We start from the raw sequence: 19,994 nt of genomic DNA, 5'->3' as shown, positions 1-19,994 counted from the left end.
ATTGCCACTCGACCCTTCCCATCAGCTTGTCTTTCGATAAAAGGATAGGCTGAAGACGGAAGGACGACTGCAATGAAGATTGCCACCTGGAACATCAACGGCGTCAAGGCGCGGATCGATAATCTGCGTCAGTGGCTTGCCGACTCGTCGCCTGACATCGCCTGCCTCCAGGAGATCAAATCCGTCGACGAAGGCTTTCCGCGGCTCGAGATCGAATCGCTTGGCTATCATGTCGAGACACACGGCCAGAAGGGCTTCAACGGGGTGGCGATCCTGTCGAAGATAAAACCCGAGGAAGTGATGCGCGGTCTACCCGGTGCCGTCGGTCCCGACGGACAAATTGACGAGCAATCGCGCTACATCGAATGCGTCTTTTCCGTTCAGGGCGGCGTGATCCGCGTTGCGTCGATCTACCTGCCCAACGGCAACCCGTCCGATGACCCGGTCAAGTACCCGTACAAGCTTGCCTGGATGGAACGGCTGCGGCTGCATGCCCAGCAATGCTTGGCACTCGAGGAGCCGCTGATACTTGCCGGCGACTACAACGTCATTCCCGAGCCGCACGATTGTTTCGATCCGGCCGCATGGGCGACAGATGCGCTCTTCCTGCCGAAAACGAGGGCGGCATTCCGTGCGCTCGAAAATCTCGGCCTGACGGACGCCGTTCGCGCAACCACGGATGCCACCAAGCTCTATACGTTCTGGGATTATCAGGCGGGCGCCTGGCAGAAGAACAACGGCATCCGCATCGATCATCTGTTGCTGTCGCCGGAAGCTGCCGACCGGTTGAAGGCGACGGTCATCGAGAAGCATGTGCGCGGATGGGAAAAGCCGTCCGACCATGTCCCGGTCGCAGGAATTTTCGATTTCGCGCCAGTCTGAGCGATTATTGTCCCTGATCGTCCGGAACTAACAGGAAGCAGCCAACGCCGCTTCCTCAGTCCATACCCTTGGCAAACTCATGCGACAGCGCGATCGCACCGCGACGGTCCTCCTCGCTTGCCATTGAAAAAGCCTGCTCCTGCAAGGGCTCCATCCAGATACAGTCCTTCGTGCTGCACTTGTCGAGTGCAGCCGTCAGGAAGGCGAGACCGCGGACCGTCTGTCCCTCGTCGAACAGGATGTTGCCGAAAACGGCCATGGCGCCCGGATGGCCGCTCTTGCGGGCCTGGTTCAGCCACTTCTTCGCCTGCTGAAGGTTTGGCGATCCGCCCTCGCCTGCAAGAATCATCTTGGCAAGCTGGAACTGCGCCTCCGCGACACCGAAGGTCGAAGCGACCTGAAAATAGATCTGCCGCGCCTGGGCAAGATCGGGCTTCACCGGTGTATCGGGGATGCCGCGGCGATAGTAGGTCGCAAGCGACAGAAGCGCGTTGACAAAAAAGCCGGTATCTTCCGAGCCGGGTTCGACGCCCTGCGTGGCGATCTCGTTATAGATCTTGAACGCCTCGAGATCGTTCTTCGTGACGCCATCGCCGAAGGCGTACATGTTCGCCAATGCCCAGCGGGAACCGGTATGTCCCTTCTCGGCGGCATAGCGATACGCTTCGACCGCGTCTTCCTTCTGGCCGTTCTTGTAGGCCTTGAAGCCGAACTTGAAGAGGTCGAAGGGACCCGATTCCTTGGTCACGCCGGATTGGATGTCGAACGCAGCTGCCGAGCCCACCACAGCCGAGGTGAGCGACACGCCAAGAAGCAATACTTTCATGGACACAATGCCAAACTTCGACATGTTTCAGTTTCTTCCCATACACCCGGAAGTCATAGAGCTTGCCATCTCCGACCGATTGCACGGCCCGATCAGCCAACCGGCGATCAGCGAGACGCCAGCTATCGCTGCCGTTCTAGAATGGAAACTGTACGTCCCGTTTTCGGCAAGAGTAGGACCTGCCGGCAAAACGCGCCGAAGTTGTGCGCGGCGATCCGATCCGCCTGCGACAACGCGGCCAAAGCCCCGTATTCTATTGAAAAACCCGCCCATGGTACTCCAATTCACACGCGCCGCCCCCGCGGTCCGTGTCCGTTATTCCTTTACCGCTGCTCCCTGTTTGTGGCGGGAAATGGACAAAATCTCCGTTGTTCGCCGACCCGCTCATCGTGGCACAAGACTGTTGCCAAATCGTCACAAATTCGGAGGGGTCGGCGGAAACGCGCCACAAACGAAAAAGCCCGGCTCGAACCGGGCTTTTGCTAATTAGTAACTGTTTTCAGAACTTTACCTTCAACGACGTAGAAAGTGCTGCAACCAGGTCGCTATCGTATTCGTAGCTCGCTTCGTCGCCGACGGGGATGCCGTCAATGGACGATGCGCTGGACTCGCCACCCGTCAGGATGCCGAGCACGCCGCCAAGGCGAATCTCGACGTGCTGGGTCGGGGCATAGGAAACGCCGGCGCTGAATAGCCAGGTATCTGTCTGCGTTCCGAATTCCTGCGATGTGCCGCGATCCCAGGTGAGGCTCAGGGCCCCACTCCACTGTTCGTTGAACTTGTGGCCGATGCCGCCGGTGATCGTCCAGCCGTCGCGATAGCCGAGATCGAGCGATGTGATCTCAACACCGTTGTTGTAGAAGGGAATGCGCTGCAACTGGCTCCAGTCGGTCCACTTGACCGAACCGAAAGCAAGCCAGTCCGGTGCGATACCCGACTGAAGCTTCAGCTCGAGAGCATCCGGCATAGCCGTCGAGCCCTCAACCGGCACGACGGTACCGGCGTAGACGCTGCCGACCGGGACCTGCGTCAGATCGACAGTACCGGTGACCTCGTCGAGCTTCACCTGGCTATAATACATCAGGCTCGCGCGGAATGCGTATTCCGGGATTTCGTAGGCCGCACCGGCGCGCCAGCCCCAACCGTCGCCTTCCAGGTCCAGACGACCAACACCGCTGAACGCGAAGCCAAGCGCTTCAGGGGCGATCAACAGTCGTTCCTTGAAGCCATCCATGCGCAGATAGTTCGCGCCGCCGATCAGGCGAAGCTGGCCTGGGCCGGCATCGAAGCGGTAGGAACAGGTGGCTGCGTAGTTGTCGCTGTCGACCTTCGTCTCGATGTTGTCGTTGGCACCCGCCCAGTTGGCGCCGGGATTGGTATGCGCACCATAGGGCTGAGAATAGTCGAACATGCAGTCGACGGAATCGCCGATACCCGCCTTGATGCCGATCCGCGGCGACCAGTAGCTCTCGCTGTCGTCAGCAGTGCTCGAATAGGAATAGCCGGGTGTCGTGCTGAGGTTGCCGTCCGGTCCGGTGATGGTGTCTTGCGCGTTCTTCAGCTTCCGCTGCGGCATGACGTAGGTTGCCGTCGCTTCGGCGGCATAGGGCGACCTGTCAAACAGAAGGTCGATATTGTATCCCCCACGTTCCAGTCCGCCCGCTAACGCTGGCGAATAAACGCTCCATCCAGCCATCAGAACAAAGGCGCCCTTGGCGATGTAATTGCTTTGCATCTCGTCTCCCACTCCCAGGCAAGTCATTGAGACAATTCTAAATACTCTGCCCAAAATAACAACTTTCGGCTGTCCCCGATCTTGCGCTGCAAAACGGTCGCTAATTTACGTAAGCGGAGGAACAATCGCCACCGAATCGGTGGTTGGGAACAAAATTACCTAATCTGGGGCCGTACCGTAGCTGGAATTAGAACACCATCCCGCATGGGCGCGGCGATGTGACAATGCGGCAACATTGCGGCTTTCTCCCGTTGTGCATGTGCACGCAAACGGAACTTCTGGGTCGAAGCGCAGCGAAAAGCCGCGGTCACAGGACCGCGGCTTTCAGAGATTCGTTCGCTGGCGCCGGCCTAGAGCACGGCGGAGACCTTGGTCATCAGCCGGCTTCGATGACCCGCTGCAGAGCGATCTTGAGGCTTTCGAGCTGACCTTCCAGCTCGGCATGGCGCTCCCGGTCAGCGGCAACCACGTCCGGATCGGCATTGGCAATGAACTTCTCGTTGGAGAGCTTCTTGCCGAGACGGTCCTTTTCCTGCTCGTTCTTGACGATCGCCTTCTCGATTCGGGCCTTCTCCGTGCCGAGATCGATCAGGTTGCCGAGCGGCAGGCAGGCCGTCGCCTCGCCGACGATGATCTGTGCCGCACCCTTCGGGGCGACGTCAGCTGTCGAGATGCTCTCGACACGCGCGAGCCGGCAGATTGCCGCCTCGTGACGCGCGAGCCGCGACGAGGTGACCGCATTGGCACCAACCATGATAAGCGGTGCTGTCGCCGATGGCGGGACGTTCATTTCGGACCGCGCAGAGCGAAGACCGGATACGAGATCGACAAGCCAGTTGATCTCGTCGGCCGCGTCAGTGTCCGCAAAACCGGAGACCGGCCAGTCGCCATGAGCGAGCAATCCGTCACGCGCTGCCGTGTGAGCCCAGAGCTCCTCGGTCATGAACGGCATGAACGGGTGGAGAAGCGCGTAGCTCTGCTCCAGGACATAGGCCATGCAGGCCTGCGCCTCGGCCTTGGCGGCTTCATCCTCGCCCATGAAGATCGGCTTCAACAGCTCGACATACCAATCGCAAACCTGGTTCCAGACGAAGCGGTAGAGCGAAGCGGCAGCCTCGTTGAAGCGCTGCGTCTCGATCGCGGTGGTAACGTCAGAAACGGTCTTCGACAGTTCCGTGAGGATCCAGCGATTGACGGTCAGCTTCGCATTCTCAGGATCAAAGCCCGCATCACGCTTGACGCCGTTCATCTCCCCGAAGCGCGTTGCGTTCCAGACCTTGGTGCCGAAGTTGCGGTAGCCGGCGATACGGGCGGGGTCGAGTTTAACGTCGCGTCCCTGGGCTGCCATGATGGCGAGCGTGAAGCGGAGGGCATCGGCACCGTATTCGTCGATCAGGTCGAGCGGATCGATGACGTTGCCCTTCGACTTCGACATCTTCTGGCCGTTCTTGTCGCGAACCAGCGCATGAACGTAGATCGTGTGGAACGGCTCGACAGGCTCGCCTTCCGCATCCTTCATGAAATGCATGCCCATCATCATCATCCGGGCAACCCAGAAGAAGATGATGTCGAAGCCGGTGACGAGAACGCTGGTCGGATAATAGCGCTCCAGTTCCGGTGTCTTGTCCGGCCAGCCCAGCGTCGAGAAGGGCCAGAGTGCCGACGAGAACCAGGTGTCGAGCACGTCCTCGTCGCGGATCAGGATCTCGCCAGGCTTGAAGTTCTCGAGCTTCTCCTGAACCCAGGCCTTCCATGGGCCTTCGTGTGCCAGATAATGCTGGATGGCCGCGTCGAGTGCTTCTTCCTCGGACTTTTCGACGAAGCACTGACCATCAGGACCGTACCAGGCAGGAATCTGATGTCCCCACCAGAGCTGGCGCGAAATGCACCAGGGCTCGATATTTTCCATCCAGTCGAAATAGGTCTTTTCCCAGTTCTTCGGGACAAAGTTGGTGCGGCCTTCGCGAACCGAAGCAATCGCCGGTTCTGCCAGCGTCTTGGCGTCGGCGAACCACTGATCCGTCAGCATCGGCTCGATGACGACGCCGGAGCGGTCGCCGAACGGCTGCATGATCTTCTTTTTCTCGACGTAGGGGATCGCGTTGCCTTCAGCGTCAGTGACGGTGACGCTCAGCCCGTCGGCATTGATCGCGTCAATGATCCTAGCGCGTGCTTCCATCCGGTCTAGACCGCGATACTCCTCGGGAACCAGATTGATCTCGTCGATGTCGGTTTCACCCGGCAGTTCGCCGGACTTGGCGATCTCCAGTGCCTTCGCTGCATAGACGGCATAGGCCTCACCATCGTCTCGCATCGAGGCCGTGGTATCCATCAGGCGATAGAGCGGGATCTTGTTGCGCTTGGCGACCTGATAGTCGTTGAAGTCGTGCGCGCCAGTGATCTTGACCGCGCCAGAGCCGAAATCCGGTTCCGGATATTCGTCCGCAATGATCGGGATCAGGCGGCGATGCTCCTTCGGACCGACAGGGATTTCGCACAGCTTGCCGATGATCGGTGCATACCGCTCGTCCGACGGATGGACGGCAACGGCGCCATCGCCCAGCATGGTTTCCGGACGCGTCGTGGCGATCGAGATATAATTGCGCTCTTCGGAAAGGACGATATTCCCGTCCGCATCCTTCTCGACATAGGTATAGGTCTCGCCGCCGGCCAGCGGGTATTTGAAGTGCCACATATGGCCTTCGACTTCCCGCGACTCGACTTCAAGATCGGAGATCGCCGTTTCGAACTTCGGATCCCAGTTGACCAGCCGCTTGCCGCGGTAGATCAGGCCTTCCTTGTAGAGCGTGACGAAGACTTCGAGAACGGCCTTGGACAGACCCTCGTCCATCGTAAACCGTTCGCGTGACCAGTCGCAGGATGCGCCGAGGCGCTTCAACTGGTTGAAGATCAGGCCACCCGACTCTTCCTTCCATTCCCAGACGCGTTCGACAAAGGCCTCGCGGCCCATCTCGCGTCGGCCGGGAAGCTTCCGCTCTGCCAGCTGGCGCTCGACGACCATCTGCGTGGCAATGCCCGCATGGTCCATGCCCGGCTGCCACAGCACGTCCTTGCCGCGCATGCGCTCGAAGCGGACCATGATATCCTGCAGCGTGTTGTTGAGCGCGTGCCCCATGTGCAGCGACCCGGTCACATTCGGCGGCGGGATGACGATGGTGAAGCTTTCCGCACCAGCCTTTGCGTTGGCACCGGCACGGAAGGCGTCCGCATCGTCCCAGGCTTTGGCGATCTTCGGTTCGACGGCGGCGGAATCGTAGGTCTTTTCGAGCATTTCCTGACCCGTTTTTCTTTTTGAATGAGATGGTGCGGTGTTAAAGACGTGGAGGCCGTGAAGTCAATAAAAAAGCCGCCCCGGTTGGAGCGGCCTTGATGACAGGCATTGGAGGCGATTTAGCGACGCGGGCCGCGGGCGACGCGCTCGATTTCCTCGCGCACGAGACGCTCCACCAGTGTCGGCAGGTTGTCGTCCAGCCATTCCTGCAGCATCGGACGCAGCATTTCCTGCGCCATATCCTCGACAGAGCGACGCTCGAGACCGTCGAAGACGGCTGCAAGTTCGTTGAACGATTTTGTCACCTGCGCGCCCGCTTCGACCGAAAGGAGCGTTGCAGCGGCCTCCTCGATCATCGCCGGAAGATTTTCCTGCTGAGCCGGTTGCGCCTTCGGTGCCGCCTGCTCGACCGGCTCGGACATCTCCGGCTGCTGCGCGACTGCCGGTTGCGGCTTCAGCGCTGGAATGGGCGATGGTCCTGCAGGCTCGACGTCTTTCGCCATAGGGGTCTCGATCGGCTTGGATACCATTGCCGCAGGCCTTGTTTCGAGAGGGGCGATGGTGTCACGCAGCGCGACGTCGGCAAAGGCCGAGATTGCAGCGGATGCCTTCTCGGCTGCGGGCATCGACAGGCGCGGCGCCGGTGCCGGGCGGCTCATCGCATTTTCCTGCTGGCGGGCCGAAGCGGCGCGGACGCGGGCCGCAACGTCGGCAAGCGAGAGCGAGCGCTCACCCGATGATGAAATCTCAGGGTCGACTGTCGATGCGGAAACAGGCTTGGGTGCGTCGTTTGCGGACGCGGGGGCGTAGGGTTCCGACTGGAACGGCATCGGGGCCGGTGAATGGGCACGAAGAGGAAGGCCCGGGTCGTTTGCAGCGATGCCAGCGGCAAGATCGGACGCAAAGTCCGTATCGTCGATATCGTCGATCAGATCGTCATCCGCATAGGGCGAACGCGATGCCTGATCTGGTGAACCCTCGCCGACCGGCTCGTTGCTTTCGATGATCCGGCGGATCGAAGCCAGGATCTCTTCCATTGACGGTTCACGCGCTACACTTGGCTGAGCCATTTTCATCCCCGTTCTCGCCGACTGGGTGCCAGGTCGGCAGACGACCTCTTTTCAAAGGTCTGATTCGTTTTCACTTTACGAACCTCGTCTCGCGATACAACGACGGGCGCATCAACGACTCTAGCGATACACAGATTTGTTGCCGACGTGAATCCCCGCTGCCGATTTGTATCGCGCTGGAAAAACAAAAAGGAGGCCAAGGCCCCCTTTCTAAACTTCGCAAATCGTCAGCAAGCCGATTTTAGAATACGAAATCCTTCGCTCGGCGAAATCCCGGCAACGGTTTGATCGACGCGTTGAAGTGAGCGCTTTTTGACAGCGCACCCTGCTCTTTGACGAAGAGCGTCGCCTGCGCGGCATTTCCGTATCCGAGAACAGCGACCAGACGCCCGCCATCCTTCAACTGCGCACTAAGTTCAGCCGGCACGTCTTCGATCGAGCCAGCAATGAAGATGACATCGTAAGGGCCCTGATCCGAAACGCCTTTTTCCATGTCGCCCGTGACGACAGTCACGTTATGGGCGCCCGCGAGGTTGGCGATTGCCTGCTCGGCGAGCGCTTCATCGGATTCGATCGACACGACCGATTTCGCAAGAAGCGACAAAAGCGCAGAAATGTATCCGCTGCCTGTGCCGACCTCAAGCACCGTATCCGACTTGGTAATCGCAGCCAGCTGCAAAAGCTTGGCCAGAGGCGAGGCTTCCATCAGGAAGCGACCGGGACAGATTTCAACATCGTTGTCGATATAGGCCAGTGACTTCGACTTCGTCGGAACAAAGTTTTCGCGCTGTACCGTGAGAAACGCCTGAAGCACGGAATGTGCCGTCACGTCTGTCGTGCGGATCTGGTTCTCGACCATCTTCACACGGGCTGCTTCGAAATCAATCATGTCACCTGCCTCACAGCGCCGGAGTACCGGCCAATCCTTCAGCCGTGTTACTTGCCTCTCGCTGCGCTTTCAAGATAGCGCGCGCATCGATTGGAAAAAACACGGTGATGCAGGCGCTCGTGCAACTCTTGCTTAGTGCAGGATAAGGGTCGGAAGCTCGCGCTTCTTGGCGAGGACGACATCGTGTCCGTAGGATTTGCGCAGGCTATGGCTGCGATCGAATGCCAACTGCTCGGCAGCACTCAGATGAAAGGCTCCATCTGCAAACGTGCCAGTCGCATCATCTTCGGTGACGGGTCTGTAGAGTGCGGTGATCAATCGGTTCAGCATTTTTCACTCCCTGGGCTTCGCTCACTAAAGTCGGAAGAGCTCGGTTCCGTTCCCCTGACCGCGAGGAATATTCGTGAAATATTTACCATAGGATCAACACAGCCAGATGACGCGAACACGCTGCATACAGCCTCCCCCGCAGGGGTATCTTCCGAGGACGCCGCGTTTTGCAGGCGCCCTTCATCACCGGTACAGACAGGCGCCGCTGACGAAGTGGATAAAAACGTCGAGGATTGAACAGAAGGGTATTGCACCCATCGGAGATTCGTTCTAATTCGGCGCCACCACTCGCTTTTTTAGCATCGGATGGCCTCGTGGCGGAGTGGTGACGCAGAGGACTGCAAATCCTCGTACCCCGGTTCAATTCCGGGCGAGGCCTCCATCCCTTTCTCGATATATCGCAATGGGTTAGCATCGGCGTCAGCCGATCGACACGATCTGTCCGATCGCAACCGGTCGCGCACATTCCTCGATGTTATTTAGGTATTGCGACTGGTGCACGAGAACGCCAGCGGATCTTCTTTCACGCCCGCCAGCCTTCCGCCAATTCGCGACTGAAGCTGTCGCCTGCCCGGATCAGCCCACCGGCCGCACCAGTTCTTCGACCAAGCCACGATACGCCTCTGCGGCCAGTTCCAACTCCGCGATGAGGGTCTCGTTCGATGTCGTCTGCGTCCTGAAGCCGCTCGTGGTCAGCCACTCAATGTCCGCACGAAGGATTTGGATAGTGTCTTTATAGCGTTGGACGCGATTTTCCGGCTGCATGTTCGGCTCCTGTGAACCGGAACAACTACCGCGCTTTGCGTTCGAGGCAATAAGCGGGATGACAGAGACCGGACGTTTATCGGCACCGGTCGCTGGTTTGTGTCAAGAATTCAAGGATTGGGCGCGAAGCGTGATGATGTCAGAGAGCAGACGCCGCGGCCGGCTTGCGTCCCCTGGCTGCCGCGGAAAGATCGATGGAGCTTATAGTCGCCACCAGGAACATGACCGGAATGCCGAATTCCAGCACTTCTTCGACGATACCCAACAGAAGATTGGTGTGATCGCTGACAATGACGCCAAAAGGCGCAAGCTTGCGATCCAGCCCATCGATCGACTTGGACACAATGGCAAGACCGATCGCCGCGATGATGTTCCAAGCCCAGGACGCGCGATACCTGACGCCGGAGAGAAGCTCAGGGCCGTTGCGAACGATCAGCCGGAACGCGACGGTTGCCACGAACAGGATCACCAGAACGCCAAAGACGCGCTCGACAGGTTGCGCCATGTTCGTCAGGTAGAGGTTGCTCTTGAGCATGCCGACACTGGTCAGCCGCTTGTCGAGGTCGAGTTCTCGCCCCATCATCAACAGCATGATGGCCGCAACCTGCCAGTCCCGTCGCCATATGTCGCCGGTACGCGTCCACAGCCACACCATTGCGGTATAGGCGTAAAGAAGGGCCGTCGAAATCTCGAGCGCGCCGGTTTCCTTCGTCAGTGCTGTCGTAAAACCGTTACTCGCAAGGTCTATAGCGAACAGAACGGCAGCCCCGACCAATGCCAGTGTCAAAAGATACCAAGGACGGGAAGTAACAGCGTAGGCGTGGTGTGGGAGCATTTCGATTCTCAAAATTCATGTCGACGAGTGTGGATTGAGGGCGTGGACCGCTTAGCGGCCCGCTGACCGGTGCCGTGCGCGCCGATTCTGGATGAAAACGGTCTACTACTGGAGAAGCTGGTAGTCCATGTCTTTGACGGCGGACAGATTCTGCTAGGCCCCCGTTTCCAAGGAAACCGGCAAACCCGGAAAACTGTAGAGCAGTCCTTTACGCCGTTGATTTATTGCTTCTATTAGCAAAATTCCTTTACATTTCTGCAGGCGCGACTATTTCCGGCCCCTCACGGAATGATCGCAGCGAGGCCGATTTGAAGGATGATCCCGCCACACAACTCGCAGATATTGCGCGGCAACTCTCACTGCTTGCGGAGGCAGCCAAGGCATTGTCGCAGACGCCGCTGGTGGAACTGTCCGGTCAGCTTCTGCCGGCCGGCCGCGAGAAGCCGGACGAGCCCAAAACCCCTCTCCCAAACAGCGTCAATTAGATTTGAACGACTCGTATCGGACAAGGCTTGTGCCGTGGTCGCGTGGTCGCGCAGCGATATGGGGTCTGCGGGGGTGTCGAGGGAGCCCTGCCAATATCAGCGACACGAGCCGCAACATTTCACGATCGGGTCGTAACCAGATATTAACGTTCCTCCATAGGGCTGCGTTAAACTATTTGTCCTAGAAATAGGCAGACGGCGATGTTGCCGCCATACCCTTGTCAGAGGATCGCCATGACGGCGATGGTTCGATATGAAGCTCTCATCTTCCGACGCCGTCATGGCGTTCACGACTATTATATCCCTCGTCAGCATCATTTATGTGGGGCATCTTTTCGTTGCCCTGTTTTGACGGTCTCACCGAGACACGCTGACTGACGGCCTCTCCTCGTCCCCCCCAAGCCGCACGCTCGCCCTGATCAACATTCTCGCTCACGGATCAAAATCGTGTTAGAGTGTCTGAAGTCAGGTGTGGGAGACATCTGGCGGCTTGGGTAACGGGAAGAGGAGACCGTTATGCAGTATCTCGATTTTGTAGCCGCATTGAATCCATTTGTATTGTGCACTCTTGCTGTCGTGGTGGCCTGCGGCCTCTACGATCGCTGGGCGCAACCGAAATAGTGGATTGCATGCGCTGCCGGGAAATCGCGACGCGTTGCTCGTGTCGATAACCGGTACATCTGGAGGCGGCTTGATGGTCGACTGACGCGCCGCGCGTCGCGCGAGTTCGTTTTGTTGCCTTTGAGTTGCTTGTTTCTGCTGTTATTCAGACTGCATTTCTTATGATAGAGGTGCAGCTTTGCAGGATAACGCGGAATTCGAAGATACATCGGCAGGTCTCAGCGACACGCTGAGGAAATTGATCGGTCGGATTGACGGCGGCACCGTGACGCTGCGTCAGTTGATGGATGGCGTCGGTGAACAGGGTCTGCTGCTGATCTGCGCGGTCACATCCCTCCCCTTTCTGCTGCCCGTTTCGATCCCGGGTGTCAGCACCGTGTTCGGCGCGGCTATCATAATGATCAGCATTGCTGTGGTGCTGAACCGGATGCCTTGGCTTCCTCGTGCGATTCTCGATCGGGAACTCGACAGCGCAAAGCTGGTGCCGACCCTTGAGAAAGGTGTGAAAATCGTCTCCAGGCTCGACAAATATCTGAAGCACCGCATGGCCGGCATCACGACCGGGCCCATTGCCAACAGGGTCAATGGCCTCGCAATCACGTTCGCCGGTGTGCTCCTGATGTTTCCGCTCGGCCTCATCCCCCTGTCCAACACGCTGCCCGGCATTGCTATTCTGCTTCTGTCGACAGGCATGGTTCAGCGGGATGGTCTCGTCGTTCTCGGCGGTTATTTCTTCAACCTTGCAACGATCGTCTATTTCGGGGCGCTTGCTTATGGCGCGTTCGCCGCCGGCCAGGGCCTGGCGTCACTCGCCGGATAAGCCTCATTCCGGAAGAAGCTCTCGCACCAGGCGACAGCTTCTCCCGGTCTGGTTGACATCATGTCATTTCCGAAGCGAAGCTGCTTGTTTCTCGCGGCGCCTGCGACCCCACCAGACTTCCAGACGACGACGACGACGTCTGACGAAAGCGAGATCCTGCGACAGGATCAAGATACCCAGCGGCACCATCCAGAAGCCCAGAATCGGCAGGAAGCCCAGAATGCCGCCGACGATAAGAACGGTTCCGATGCAGAGCCGCGCCACGCGCGAGCGCGGCATCGGAATGGACCGTCCTGCGATGAAGAGACGACCCTGCCCCGGATCCATTCCAAACCGCCTGCCTTGAGGTTTTTCCACCACGTATACGGCTCCAACTAAACGCTTTTTTGTAGGGGCGAGATGGGGATGCATGGGGATAAAACAAGCCGGACCTAATTTTTTTGAAAAAACCGCTTGGCAAATGCGTGAAGCATTTGTATTACCCCGCTCACACCGCAAGCGCGGTTGTTCCCTGGTAGCTCAGCGGTAGAGCATTCGACTGTTAATCGACAGGTCGCCGGTTCGAATCCGGCCCGGGGAGCCAAATTCTGCGATAAGCGCCTGTTTTTGTTGATCCGTATCCGAAGACAGGCGCTTCTCCACTTCCCCTATTTTGACAAAGCGAAAAAGCAACTTGATATGGCGATTGGTTTCGCGTTCGGGGATGTGTAACGCTGTTGCGTGCAGTTCCACTGCCAAAGAAGAAAGCCGGTCGCGTCCGCTAAGTCGCAACGTGAGTTCTGTGTTTGCTCCCCGCGCTCATCTCAAAGTCGTCTTCACTTCTGATCCGAGGGTGCGGGCGTGCCGGGAAGCGCGTTTTCGCGGGATGGGGCAGCCGGCGTATCGTAATGCGTGCCCTGCGGATCGGGCGGCACACTGTTGGCGGTCGGAGCCTGCGTGACGCCGATGCTAACCGCGACGCCGACGGCGATCGCAACTGCCAAGCCGGCCAACGGAACCAGAGAGCGATGTCGGCTCTCCTTGTAGGAACCGTACGCAAGTGCGAGCCCAAGCATTGCTGCTCCGCCTGCGACGACGATAAACCACATGTAATTAGCCATTATTTTTCCTCCTGAAACCAGAACATGCGTATCTGGCCGAAGTTCCGCGTCCAGCGGAGACGCCTGAACCGGCGCGACTGTTGCCGGCAGATGCCGCCGGACGTCGGGAGTGACGACAGTTGGTCTCGTGCCTTGAAGTGAGCAGAGACTGTCTGATTCGATTGCGTACGTTGGGGCGGTGTCACGACGACCCGTCGCCGGACACAGTGCCCGGCGAACCGGCCCTTAAATGCTCCCAACACACATCCGAACCCGGAAAATCCGCTTGTCCTAATAGAACATTGCGCTAGGCTGGAGGTAGAGGACAGTTGACTTAGGGAGGAGACAACTATGCCGCAGCCGAACTGGCAAAAACCGGTCAAAGTCGCGTTTGGGAATCTTGGGACCGAGGTAATCAATGGGCCATCCGAGGCCCTCATCCTGCTACTGGACCACTGGCCGGATCTTCGGGGTCCGCATTTCGTGCGGGCGCGCAGTGCCTGCCGGGCTGCCCTCGAAGGCCGTCGTTCGCCGGAGGACGCACGACAGTTTTTCGAGCAGGCCGTTAGCGAAGCGCAAATGCACGTAAACTGATTGGTCTGACTGCGACGTCTTCAGTTCTGGCCGATTGACGAATGGTTGGCAGCGGACCAACCATTCGATGACAGTGTTCGGCTTTAAAGTCCGATCATATCGCCCATGAGCTGGATCGGCGATCCGCTGAGAGCGATCGGTGCAAACAGGACGGAAAAGCAGACGCATGGCCCCGAATCACCAACGATCGGCCGGTGATCGAGCGTCTCGTCAGCGACCGATATGTCGCCCTGCGTGAAGTTTCCGCGGTGATCGTGGAATTCGCCTTCGATCACCAGCGTGAGTTCGAGACCGTTGTGGCCATGGTTTGGAAGTGCCCTCCCAGGACGGGCCCAGAGAAGACTTGCTTCCACGTCGGGCGACCGCTCGATAATATGCTCGCGCAGTCCCGGCAGCTTGCGCCGCCACGGAATAGAAGTCAGGTCTTTCCCCGTATAATCCCGCAACAGGGCCGGCAACTGGGAACCTTGCTCCGGTGGCAACACGCTCCATGCCGGCGGGTCCGATCTGACAATATCGCTAATGGCCCTGTCTCGAAATTCACGGGACAACGTCTCATCGCAGGTCATGTCTTCCAACCCATCGCCGGCCAGTCGCTGAAGGGCATCGACAAGCTGGGCATTGGGTTTCTGCATCTGCAGATGGGAACCTAACAAGACGTGGGCTGCCTTTGGCAGAGAGCCGGCTACGTATTGCGAGATCAGAAAATCGACTCTCTCAATATTCAGATGCATAAACTAAGCCGCAATCGTTGGCGTGAACGAAATTCAGTTCTCAAAATCAATGCCATCAGGTCGAATCGTCTGAAACCAAAACCGAGCGCTCCACTCTGCGTAGTGCAGGGCGAAGGATGTATTATACAGTTGCATCCGAGCCATGTCGATAAACCTGCCGGTATTGTCCGGTAGATGACAGTCTTCGGTATGCGGGGGCGATCCCACGGCGCGATACGCGGAAAGGATTTTCTTGGCGCGGATGCCTTGCCCGCCGAATGCAGCCTGATTACATGATCCTTGAAAAAGAAGGCATTTCCCATGGCAATACAATCTTCTGTTCTCGACCTCATCGGCAATACGCCGCTCATCAGGCTGGCGGCTGCATCCGATGCAACCGGATGCGAAATTCTCGGCAAGGCCGAATTTCTCAATCCCGGTCAGTCGGTCAAGGATCGCGCGGCGCTCTATATCATTAGAGATGCCGAGAAGAAGGGGCTTCTGAAGCCGGGCGGAGTGATCGTCGAAGGGACCGCCGGCAATACCGGTATCGGTCTGACCCTGGTCGCAAAGGCATTGGGGTATCGAACCGTCATCGTCATTCCAGAGACCCAGAGCCAGGAGAAGAAGGACGCGCTGAGACTGATGGGCGCCGAGCTCGTGGAAGTACCAGCCGTTCCCTACAAGAACCCGAACAACTATGTGAAGGTTTCCGGTCGCCTTGCCGAGCAGCTTGCCAAGACGGAGCCTGCGGGCGCGATCTGGGCAAACCAGTTCGACAATGTTGCCAACCGGCAGGCCCATATCGAGATGACTGGCCCGGAGATCTTCGAACAGACGGGCGGCAAGGTGGACGGCTTCGTGTGCGCAGTCGGCTCCGGCGGTACGCTGGTCGGTACAGCCATGGCGTTGCGGGCGCTTAAGCCCGGCGTCAAGATCGGCATCGCGGATCCGGAAGGCGCGGCACTCTACGAATTTTATGCGCACGGCGAGATGAAATCCGAGGGAAGTTCGATCACCGAGGGCATCGGTCAGGGACGTATCACCGCCAATCTCGAAGGGTTTGCGCCTGACTATTCCTATCGCATTTCGGACGCTGAAGCGCTGCCGATCGTGTTCGATCTGATTGAGAACGAGGGGCTTTGCCTCGGCGGCTCTTCCGGCATCAACATCGCGGGCGCGATGCGCCTCGCGAAGGATCTCGGCCCCGGCCATACGATCGTGACGATCCTTTGCGACTACGGCAACCGCTATCAGTCCAAACTCTTCAACCCGGATTTCCTGCAGTCCAACGGCCTGCCGGTTCCGGGCTGGCTCACGAAGAAGACCAAGATCGATATTCCGTTCGAAACCGTCTGAAACCGACCGCAGAGAACAGAACCGATGGCAACTGAACTCCTCTATCGCGACGACTTCTATCTCTCGACACTGGAGGCGGTGGTTACCGCGATCCACGAGGATGGCGGCATCGAATTCGACCGCACCTGCTTCTATGCGACATCTGGGGGGCAACCTGGTGATACCGGCAGTCTGGAGCGCGCCGACGGAACCAGGATCAAGCTTGGCCAGACACGGCACGGCGAGACGAAGGACATCGTCGTCCACGTTCCGCTGGAAGGCGAACCGCGGCCGACGGTCGGCGAAACTGTTGTCATGCATGTCGACTGGGACAGACGGCACAAGCTGATGCGGATGCATACGGCCTGCCACCTGCTGTCGGTCGTCTGCTCCTACCCGATCACCGGTGCCGCAGTTGGCGAAGACGAATCGCGTGTCGATTTCGACATGACGGCCGTGATCGACAAGGACGAGGTGACCGCCGGCTTGATGGATCTCGTTGCGCAGGACCATCCGGTCTATCTGCAATGGATCACCGACGCGGAACTGGCGGCCAACCCTGGCATCGTCAAATCGAAGAACGTCCGGCCGCCGGTCGGGCTCGGACGCGTCAGCCTTGTCTGCATCGGCGAGGATTCGAGCGTTGACAGCCAGCCGTGCGGCGGCACACATGTTGCAAACACCGGGGAAGTGGGCGCTATCCACATTTCCAAAATCGAGAAAAAGGGCAAGGAAAACCGTCGCTTCCGGATCCGGTTCGGCGATATCGCCACGGATGCCTGAAGACACTCGTTTGTCCGAACCGGTTTCTCACCGAATACCGCGTTTTATCAAGGTAGGAGTTTTGACATGAGCGACACCAGCCGTTTCGTCGTTTCGTCCAAGTGGCTCGAAAACGAGCTCGGAAGCCCGGATTTGAGAATCGTCGACGCCTCCTTCTACCTGCCTGCCCACAACCGCGATGCAGATGCCGAATATGCGGCAGGGCATATTCCCGGTGCCGTGCGTTTCGATCACGACAAAGTCGCGGATCATTCCACCGGTCTCCCGCATATGGTGCCCTCGCCCGATGTGTTTGCCGATGCTGTCGGCAAGCTCGGCATCAGCGAGAATGACCGCATCGTCATCTATGACGGTCCGGGCATCTTTTCTTCGCCGCGTGGCTGGTGGCTGTTCCGCATCATGGGTGCGAAACAGGTGTTTATCCTGGACGGTGGCCTCGATGGCTGGAAAGCGGAAGGGCGAGCGCTCGAAACCGAGATCCCCTCGCCGGTTGCGTCCAATTTCGATGCGGAGCTTCGCCTCGACAAGGTCATCGACTACCATCAGATGATGTCGATCGTCAGCGATCGTACAAGCCAGATTGCGGATGCACGGCCGGCCGGACGCTTTACCGGCACAGAGCCGGAACCCCGCGCTGGCATGCGCTCCGGTCACATGCCGGGTGCCGTCAACGCTCCCTCCAGCAGCTTTTCGACAAACGGCAAGCTGAAGACGATACCCGAACTGCGCCAGGCTATCGAAGCCGCGGGAATCGATTTGGGGCGCCCGGTCGTGACGAGCTGCGGTTCGGGCATTACCGCTGCGATCATCACGCTTGCGCTGGAATCGCTCGGGCATGAGGACAACGCGCTTTATGACGGGTCTTGGACGGAATGGGGCGGACGCTCGGACACGCCGATCGAGACAGGACCGGCTAAGCCTACCCCTGCAATCTCGTCGCAGGCGTAACGATGGCGAAAAAGCCCGTACCGCTGAAGGCGCGCGTCACCGTTCTGGAAATGACGGCCGCGCCCAAGACCAGCATGCCGATTCCGGCCAACATTCAAACCGCCATCATACGCGCTACCGAAGTGCCGTTGCATTTCTACCGGTACCTATACCGGCAAGTCGGCAAACGCTGGCACTGGTACGATAGGCTGCGGCTGTCCGACGCCGAGCTTGCGGCCGCGATCCACAACCCGCGCTGTTCGATCACGATCCTTCTAGTCGACGGATCGCCAGCCGGCTTCTACGAGCTGAACTCTACTGACGACAACGTCGTAGAGCTGTCCTATTTCGGCCTGTTCGAACGGGCCCTCGGGCTCGGCATCGGCAAGTGGTTCCTGACGCAGGCTCTTTATTCTGCGTGGCAGAACAACCCGGAGAAGGTCACCGTCACCACCAATTCGCTCGACCATCCCCGAGCGCTGCAGCTCTACCAAATGATGGGTTTTTCGCCTGTCTCGACATACGAGGCCGAGATCGTGCCGATGACCAGCGCGGAACTGGTAAAGGTGCTGGACAGCTAGCTCGCGCAAGGATCGGGTGGCGCTTCAAAGCCCGACGGGTCATCTCCTATATATAGAAAAGGAGACGACCATGCCAATCTTCAACGCGATCCCGGGTGACCACGCAGAGCATCTATGGAACGGAGGCAGCGATTCCTACGGACACCAGCCGGAGACCATGATCTCGGATGGTCCCGGATATCCCTGCCGCCATTGCCTCAGGAATATCGACGCGGGCGAAAGCCTGTTCGTTCTTGCCTATCGACCGTTTCCGACAACGCAGCCCTATGCCGAAACCGGTCCCATCTTCCTGCATAAGACGCCCTGCCCACGGTTTATCGCGGAAGAGGTTCTACCGCCAATTCTGGTCAGTCCTGATTACATCGTCCGGGGTTATGCAGAAGATAACAGGATCGTCTATGGCACGGGTGCGGTGACCCCGACGTCCGAAATCATGCGGCGCGCCGAAGACCTGCTTCAACGCGCCGATATCGCCTATGTCCACGTTCGCTCGGCCCGCAACAACTGTTTCCAGTGCCGGATTGACGCGGCTTAGCAGGAGCCCCTTATGCCTGCGGGTCTCCGCCGTCCCGCTCCAGCTTTTCGGCAAAATCGAGGAGCTGCCGCACGAGATCGCCCGCAGCCTTGTCGTTTTGTTCGATCCTGCGAGCCGACACTTCTCTCAGGTTGAGAAGCGCCGCTTCCACACTGCGCGGCAGAGCCGGGCCGCGGTCATGATGTGGCCCCCTGTCGTGATCGCGGTGGTGTTCGTGCCGTTCCTGCTTCAGCTTGATCTTTTCAGCCAGCTCGGACAAGCGCTCGAGGATGGTCGTTGCGAAACTGCGGTTCTCATCGAGATGCGCACGGCCCTCGTCAGTGATGGTGTAACGCTTCTTGTTGCCATCCGCTTCAGCCGTCACGTAGCCGGCTTCCTCAAGATAGGTCAGCGTCGGATAGATGACGCCGGGGCTGGGTGCGTAAAAACCATACGTCATATCTTCGATATGTTTTATAATCTCGTAGCCGTGGCGGGCTTCTTTCTCGATCAAGGCCAGGACGACCAGTCTGAGATCGCCCTGCATCAGAAAGCGACCGATACGTCCCTCGCCATCGTCGCCGAAGCCACGACCACCGCCCGGCCCGCCTTTTCCGCCAAAGCCCCTACCCGCAAAGCCTTTGCTGAACGGAGCGGCCCGCATGGTAAATAGTCCCTCGAAGCCCGAGCGATCGGCGTTGCAGCTTCTGTGGGTTTCAAATCTTTGGAACATCTTACTCTCCTTTAGAGTATCTTACGATATATCTAAAGGTAGCACATTTCCGCAATGCTGCAAGCTGCCAGATATATCTAAGTCATATCCGTTTGATTTTTGTGGCGGATTTTTTTCGAGCTATCTGCGGCGCGCGGTGCGGCCGATCCGGATTGACCGTCGCGTCATTACCCGGCAGTCAC

Annotated in this window: 21 protein-coding genes and 2 tRNA genes; 11 read left to right on the top strand and 12 right to left on the bottom strand. The window is 58.6% G+C overall.

The genetic code is table 11. The features are described 5' to 3' along the window. The first annotated feature begins 72 nt into the window (after window positions 1–72). The gene (gene xth / locus BLW69_RS12050; protein WP_092662104.1) at window positions 73–882 is read left to right on the top strand and encodes an exodeoxyribonuclease III; all 810 of its coding nucleotides are present in this window, start codon (window positions 73–75) and stop codon (window positions 880–882) included. 55 nt (window positions 883–937) lie between these two features. On the opposite strand, the gene exoR is transcribed toward xth, so the two are convergent. The 6 genes from exoR to BLW69_RS12020 form a co-directional block, all read right to left on the bottom strand. Continuing rightward, entirely contained in the window at window positions 938–1,732 is a 795-nt protein-coding gene (gene exoR / locus BLW69_RS12045) for an exopolysaccharide production regulator ExoR (RefSeq protein ID WP_062457569.1), read from the bottom strand. Window positions 1,733–2,207: 475 nt separating this feature from the next. After that, a complete protein-coding gene (locus BLW69_RS12040) occupies window positions 2,208–3,443 on the bottom strand; it encodes an OmpP1/FadL family transporter (protein ID WP_092662102.1) in 1,236 nt (411 codons plus the stop codon). Between the two features lie 376 nt (window positions 3,444–3,819). Continuing rightward, complete coding sequence (locus BLW69_RS12035; RefSeq protein WP_092662100.1) at window positions 3,820–6,735, bottom strand: valine--tRNA ligase; 2,916 nt, start codon at window positions 6,733–6,735, stop codon at window positions 3,820–3,822. A 119-nt stretch (window positions 6,736–6,854) separates the two neighbouring features. Next, window positions 6,855–7,805, bottom strand: coding sequence for a DUF2497 domain-containing protein (locus tag BLW69_RS12030; RefSeq protein ID WP_092662542.1), 951 nt, complete (start codon window positions 7,803–7,805; stop codon window positions 6,855–6,857). A 241-nt stretch (window positions 7,806–8,046) separates the two neighbouring features. Beyond that, complete coding sequence (locus tag BLW69_RS12025) at window positions 8,047–8,694, bottom strand: protein-L-isoaspartate O-methyltransferase family protein (RefSeq protein WP_092662098.1); 648 nt, start codon at window positions 8,692–8,694, stop codon at window positions 8,047–8,049. 132 nt (window positions 8,695–8,826) lie between these two features. Continuing rightward, complete coding sequence (locus tag BLW69_RS12020; RefSeq protein ID WP_062457584.1) at window positions 8,827–9,024, bottom strand: hypothetical protein; 198 nt, start codon at window positions 9,022–9,024, stop codon at window positions 8,827–8,829. Between the two features lie 308 nt (window positions 9,025–9,332). Between BLW69_RS12020 and BLW69_RS12015 the strand changes: the two genes are divergently transcribed. Next, window positions 9,333–9,406, top strand: a tRNA-Cys gene (locus BLW69_RS12015). Window positions 9,407–9,600: 194 nt separating this feature from the next. On the opposite strand, the gene BLW69_RS12010 is transcribed toward BLW69_RS12015, so the two are convergent. Beyond that, the gene (locus BLW69_RS12010) at window positions 9,601–9,789 is read right to left on the bottom strand and encodes a hypothetical protein (protein ID WP_062580327.1); all 189 of its coding nucleotides are present in this window, start codon (window positions 9,787–9,789) and stop codon (window positions 9,601–9,603) included. Window positions 9,790–9,928: 139 nt separating this feature from the next. Beyond that, window positions 9,929–10,624: a hypothetical protein gene (locus tag BLW69_RS12005; RefSeq protein WP_139283852.1), complete on the bottom strand. Its 696-nt coding sequence runs from the start codon at window positions 10,622–10,624 to the stop codon at window positions 9,929–9,931. A 308-nt stretch (window positions 10,625–10,932) separates the two neighbouring features. Here BLW69_RS12005 and BLW69_RS22785 point away from each other — a divergent pair, with 308 nt between their 5' ends. Together BLW69_RS22785 and BLW69_RS12000 are read left to right on the top strand one after the other, a co-directional pair. After that, window positions 10,933–11,109, top strand: a complete 177-nt coding sequence (locus BLW69_RS22785; RefSeq protein WP_162759417.1) for a hypothetical protein — start codon at window positions 10,933–10,935, stop codon at window positions 11,107–11,109. A gap of 799 nt (window positions 11,110–11,908) precedes the next feature. Further along, on the top strand, window positions 11,909–12,550 hold the full coding sequence (locus BLW69_RS12000; protein ID WP_092662096.1) for an exopolysaccharide biosynthesis protein: 642 nt from the start codon (window positions 11,909–11,911) through the stop codon (window positions 12,548–12,550). A gap of 63 nt (window positions 12,551–12,613) precedes the next feature. Here BLW69_RS12000 and BLW69_RS11995 read toward each other — a convergent pair whose 3' ends face one another. After that, the gene (locus tag BLW69_RS11995) at window positions 12,614–12,877 is read right to left on the bottom strand and encodes a PGPGW domain-containing protein (protein ID WP_062457597.1); all 264 of its coding nucleotides are present in this window, start codon (window positions 12,875–12,877) and stop codon (window positions 12,614–12,616) included. Window positions 12,878–13,058: 181 nt separating this feature from the next. On the opposite strand from BLW69_RS11995, the gene BLW69_RS11990 reads away from it, so the two are divergent. Continuing rightward, window positions 13,059–13,133 (top strand) — tRNA-Asn (locus BLW69_RS11990). Between the two features lie 232 nt (window positions 13,134–13,365). On the opposite strand, the gene BLW69_RS11985 is transcribed toward BLW69_RS11990, so the two are convergent. Beyond that, a complete protein-coding gene (locus BLW69_RS11985) occupies window positions 13,366–13,650 on the bottom strand; it encodes a hypothetical protein (protein WP_139283850.1) in 285 nt (94 codons plus the stop codon). 330 nt (window positions 13,651–13,980) lie between these two features. Between BLW69_RS11985 and BLW69_RS11980 the strand changes: the two genes are divergently transcribed. Then, on the top strand, window positions 13,981–14,223 hold the full coding sequence (locus tag BLW69_RS11980) for a DUF982 domain-containing protein (protein ID WP_092662090.1): 243 nt from the start codon (window positions 13,981–13,983) through the stop codon (window positions 14,221–14,223). An 83-nt stretch (window positions 14,224–14,306) separates the two neighbouring features. Here BLW69_RS11980 and BLW69_RS11975 read toward each other — a convergent pair whose 3' ends face one another. Further along, window positions 14,307–14,858, bottom strand: a complete 552-nt coding sequence (locus BLW69_RS11975) for a cupin domain-containing protein (protein ID WP_244508805.1) — start codon at window positions 14,856–14,858, stop codon at window positions 14,307–14,309. Between the two features lie 399 nt (window positions 14,859–15,257). On the opposite strand from BLW69_RS11975, the gene BLW69_RS11970 reads away from it, so the two are divergent. From BLW69_RS11970 to BLW69_RS11950, 5 genes are all read left to right on the top strand, one after another. Beyond that, the gene (locus BLW69_RS11970) at window positions 15,258–16,295 is read left to right on the top strand and encodes a cysteine synthase A (RefSeq protein WP_092662086.1); all 1,038 of its coding nucleotides are present in this window, start codon (window positions 15,258–15,260) and stop codon (window positions 16,293–16,295) included. Window positions 16,296–16,319: 24 nt separating this feature from the next. Next, complete coding sequence (locus BLW69_RS11965; RefSeq protein WP_092662084.1) at window positions 16,320–17,057, top strand: alanyl-tRNA editing protein; 738 nt, start codon at window positions 16,320–16,322, stop codon at window positions 17,055–17,057. A gap of 66 nt (window positions 17,058–17,123) precedes the next feature. Then, a complete protein-coding gene (sseA, locus tag BLW69_RS11960; RefSeq protein WP_092662082.1) occupies window positions 17,124–18,005 on the top strand; it encodes a 3-mercaptopyruvate sulfurtransferase in 882 nt (293 codons plus the stop codon). Window positions 18,006–18,007: 2 nt separating this feature from the next. After that, on the top strand, window positions 18,008–18,565 hold the full coding sequence (locus BLW69_RS11955; protein ID WP_062457620.1) for a GNAT family N-acetyltransferase: 558 nt from the start codon (window positions 18,008–18,010) through the stop codon (window positions 18,563–18,565). 70 nt (window positions 18,566–18,635) lie between these two features. Further along, a complete protein-coding gene (locus BLW69_RS11950; RefSeq protein ID WP_092662080.1) occupies window positions 18,636–19,100 on the top strand; it encodes a DUF1203 domain-containing protein in 465 nt (154 codons plus the stop codon). Window positions 19,101–19,110: 10 nt separating this feature from the next. Here the strand turns inward: BLW69_RS11950 and BLW69_RS11945 are convergent, their stop codons facing one another. Next, on the bottom strand, window positions 19,111–19,812 hold the full coding sequence (locus BLW69_RS11945) for a PadR family transcriptional regulator (RefSeq protein ID WP_092662078.1): 702 nt from the start codon (window positions 19,810–19,812) through the stop codon (window positions 19,111–19,113). Window positions 19,813–19,994: the final 182 nt, after the last annotated feature.

This window comes from Rhizobium sp. NFR12, from assembly GCF_900108545.1.
Taxonomy (GTDB): domain Bacteria; phylum Pseudomonadota; class Alphaproteobacteria; order Rhizobiales; family Rhizobiaceae; genus Neorhizobium; species Neorhizobium soli.
The sequence above is the reverse complement of the archived record's forward strand: the minus strand, read 5'-3'. Positions and strand labels throughout refer to the sequence as shown.

What these genes read in the sequence shown, in the direction of transcription:
- xth (WP_092662104.1), top strand. Translation starts at nt 73, where the DNA reads ATGAAGATTGCCACCTGGAACATCAACGGCGTCAAGGCGCGGATCGAT.
- exoR (WP_062457569.1), bottom strand. Translation starts at nt 1,732, where the DNA reads ATGTCGAAGTTTGGCATTGTGTCCATGAAAGTATTGCTTCTTGGCGTG.
- BLW69_RS12040 (WP_092662102.1), bottom strand. Translation starts at nt 3,443, where the DNA reads ATGCAAAGCAATTACATCGCCAAGGGCGCCTTTGTTCTGATGGCTGGA.
- BLW69_RS12035 (WP_092662100.1), bottom strand. Translation starts at nt 6,735, where the DNA reads ATGCTCGAAAAGACCTACGATTCCGCCGCCGTCGAACCGAAGATCGCC.
- BLW69_RS12030 (WP_092662542.1), bottom strand. Translation starts at nt 7,805, where the DNA reads ATGGCTCAGCCAAGTGTAGCGCGTGAACCGTCAATGGAAGAGATCCTG.
- BLW69_RS12025 (WP_092662098.1), bottom strand. Translation starts at nt 8,694, where the DNA reads ATGATTGATTTCGAAGCAGCCCGTGTGAAGATGGTCGAGAACCAGATC.
- BLW69_RS12020 (WP_062457584.1), bottom strand. Translation starts at nt 9,024, where the DNA reads ATGCTGAACCGATTGATCACCGCACTCTACAGACCCGTCACCGAAGAT.
- BLW69_RS12010 (WP_062580327.1), bottom strand. Translation starts at nt 9,789, where the DNA reads ATGCAGCCGGAAAATCGCGTCCAACGCTATAAAGACACTATCCAAATC.
- BLW69_RS12005 (WP_139283852.1), bottom strand. Translation starts at nt 10,624, where the DNA reads ATGCTCCCACACCACGCCTACGCTGTTACTTCCCGTCCTTGGTATCTT.
- BLW69_RS11995 (WP_062457597.1), bottom strand. Translation starts at nt 12,877, where the DNA reads ATGGATCCGGGGCAGGGTCGTCTCTTCATCGCAGGACGGTCCATTCCG.
- BLW69_RS11985 (WP_139283850.1), bottom strand. Translation starts at nt 13,650, where the DNA reads ATGGCTAATTACATGTGGTTTATCGTCGTCGCAGGCGGAGCAGCAATG.
- BLW69_RS11980 (WP_092662090.1), top strand. Translation starts at nt 13,981, where the DNA reads ATGCCGCAGCCGAACTGGCAAAAACCGGTCAAAGTCGCGTTTGGGAAT.
- BLW69_RS11975 (WP_244508805.1), bottom strand. Translation starts at nt 14,858, where the DNA reads ATGCAGAAACCCAATGCCCAGCTTGTCGATGCCCTTCAGCGACTGGCC.
- BLW69_RS11970 (WP_092662086.1), top strand. Translation starts at nt 15,258, where the DNA reads ATGGCAATACAATCTTCTGTTCTCGACCTCATCGGCAATACGCCGCTC.
- BLW69_RS11965 (WP_092662084.1), top strand. Translation starts at nt 16,320, where the DNA reads ATGGCAACTGAACTCCTCTATCGCGACGACTTCTATCTCTCGACACTG.
- sseA (WP_092662082.1), top strand. Translation starts at nt 17,124, where the DNA reads ATGAGCGACACCAGCCGTTTCGTCGTTTCGTCCAAGTGGCTCGAAAAC.
- BLW69_RS11955 (WP_062457620.1), top strand. Translation starts at nt 18,008, where the DNA reads ATGGCGAAAAAGCCCGTACCGCTGAAGGCGCGCGTCACCGTTCTGGAA.
- BLW69_RS11950 (WP_092662080.1), top strand. Translation starts at nt 18,636, where the DNA reads ATGCCAATCTTCAACGCGATCCCGGGTGACCACGCAGAGCATCTATGG.
- BLW69_RS11945 (WP_092662078.1), bottom strand. Translation starts at nt 19,812, where the DNA reads ATGTTCCAAAGATTTGAAACCCACAGAAGCTGCAACGCCGATCGCTCG.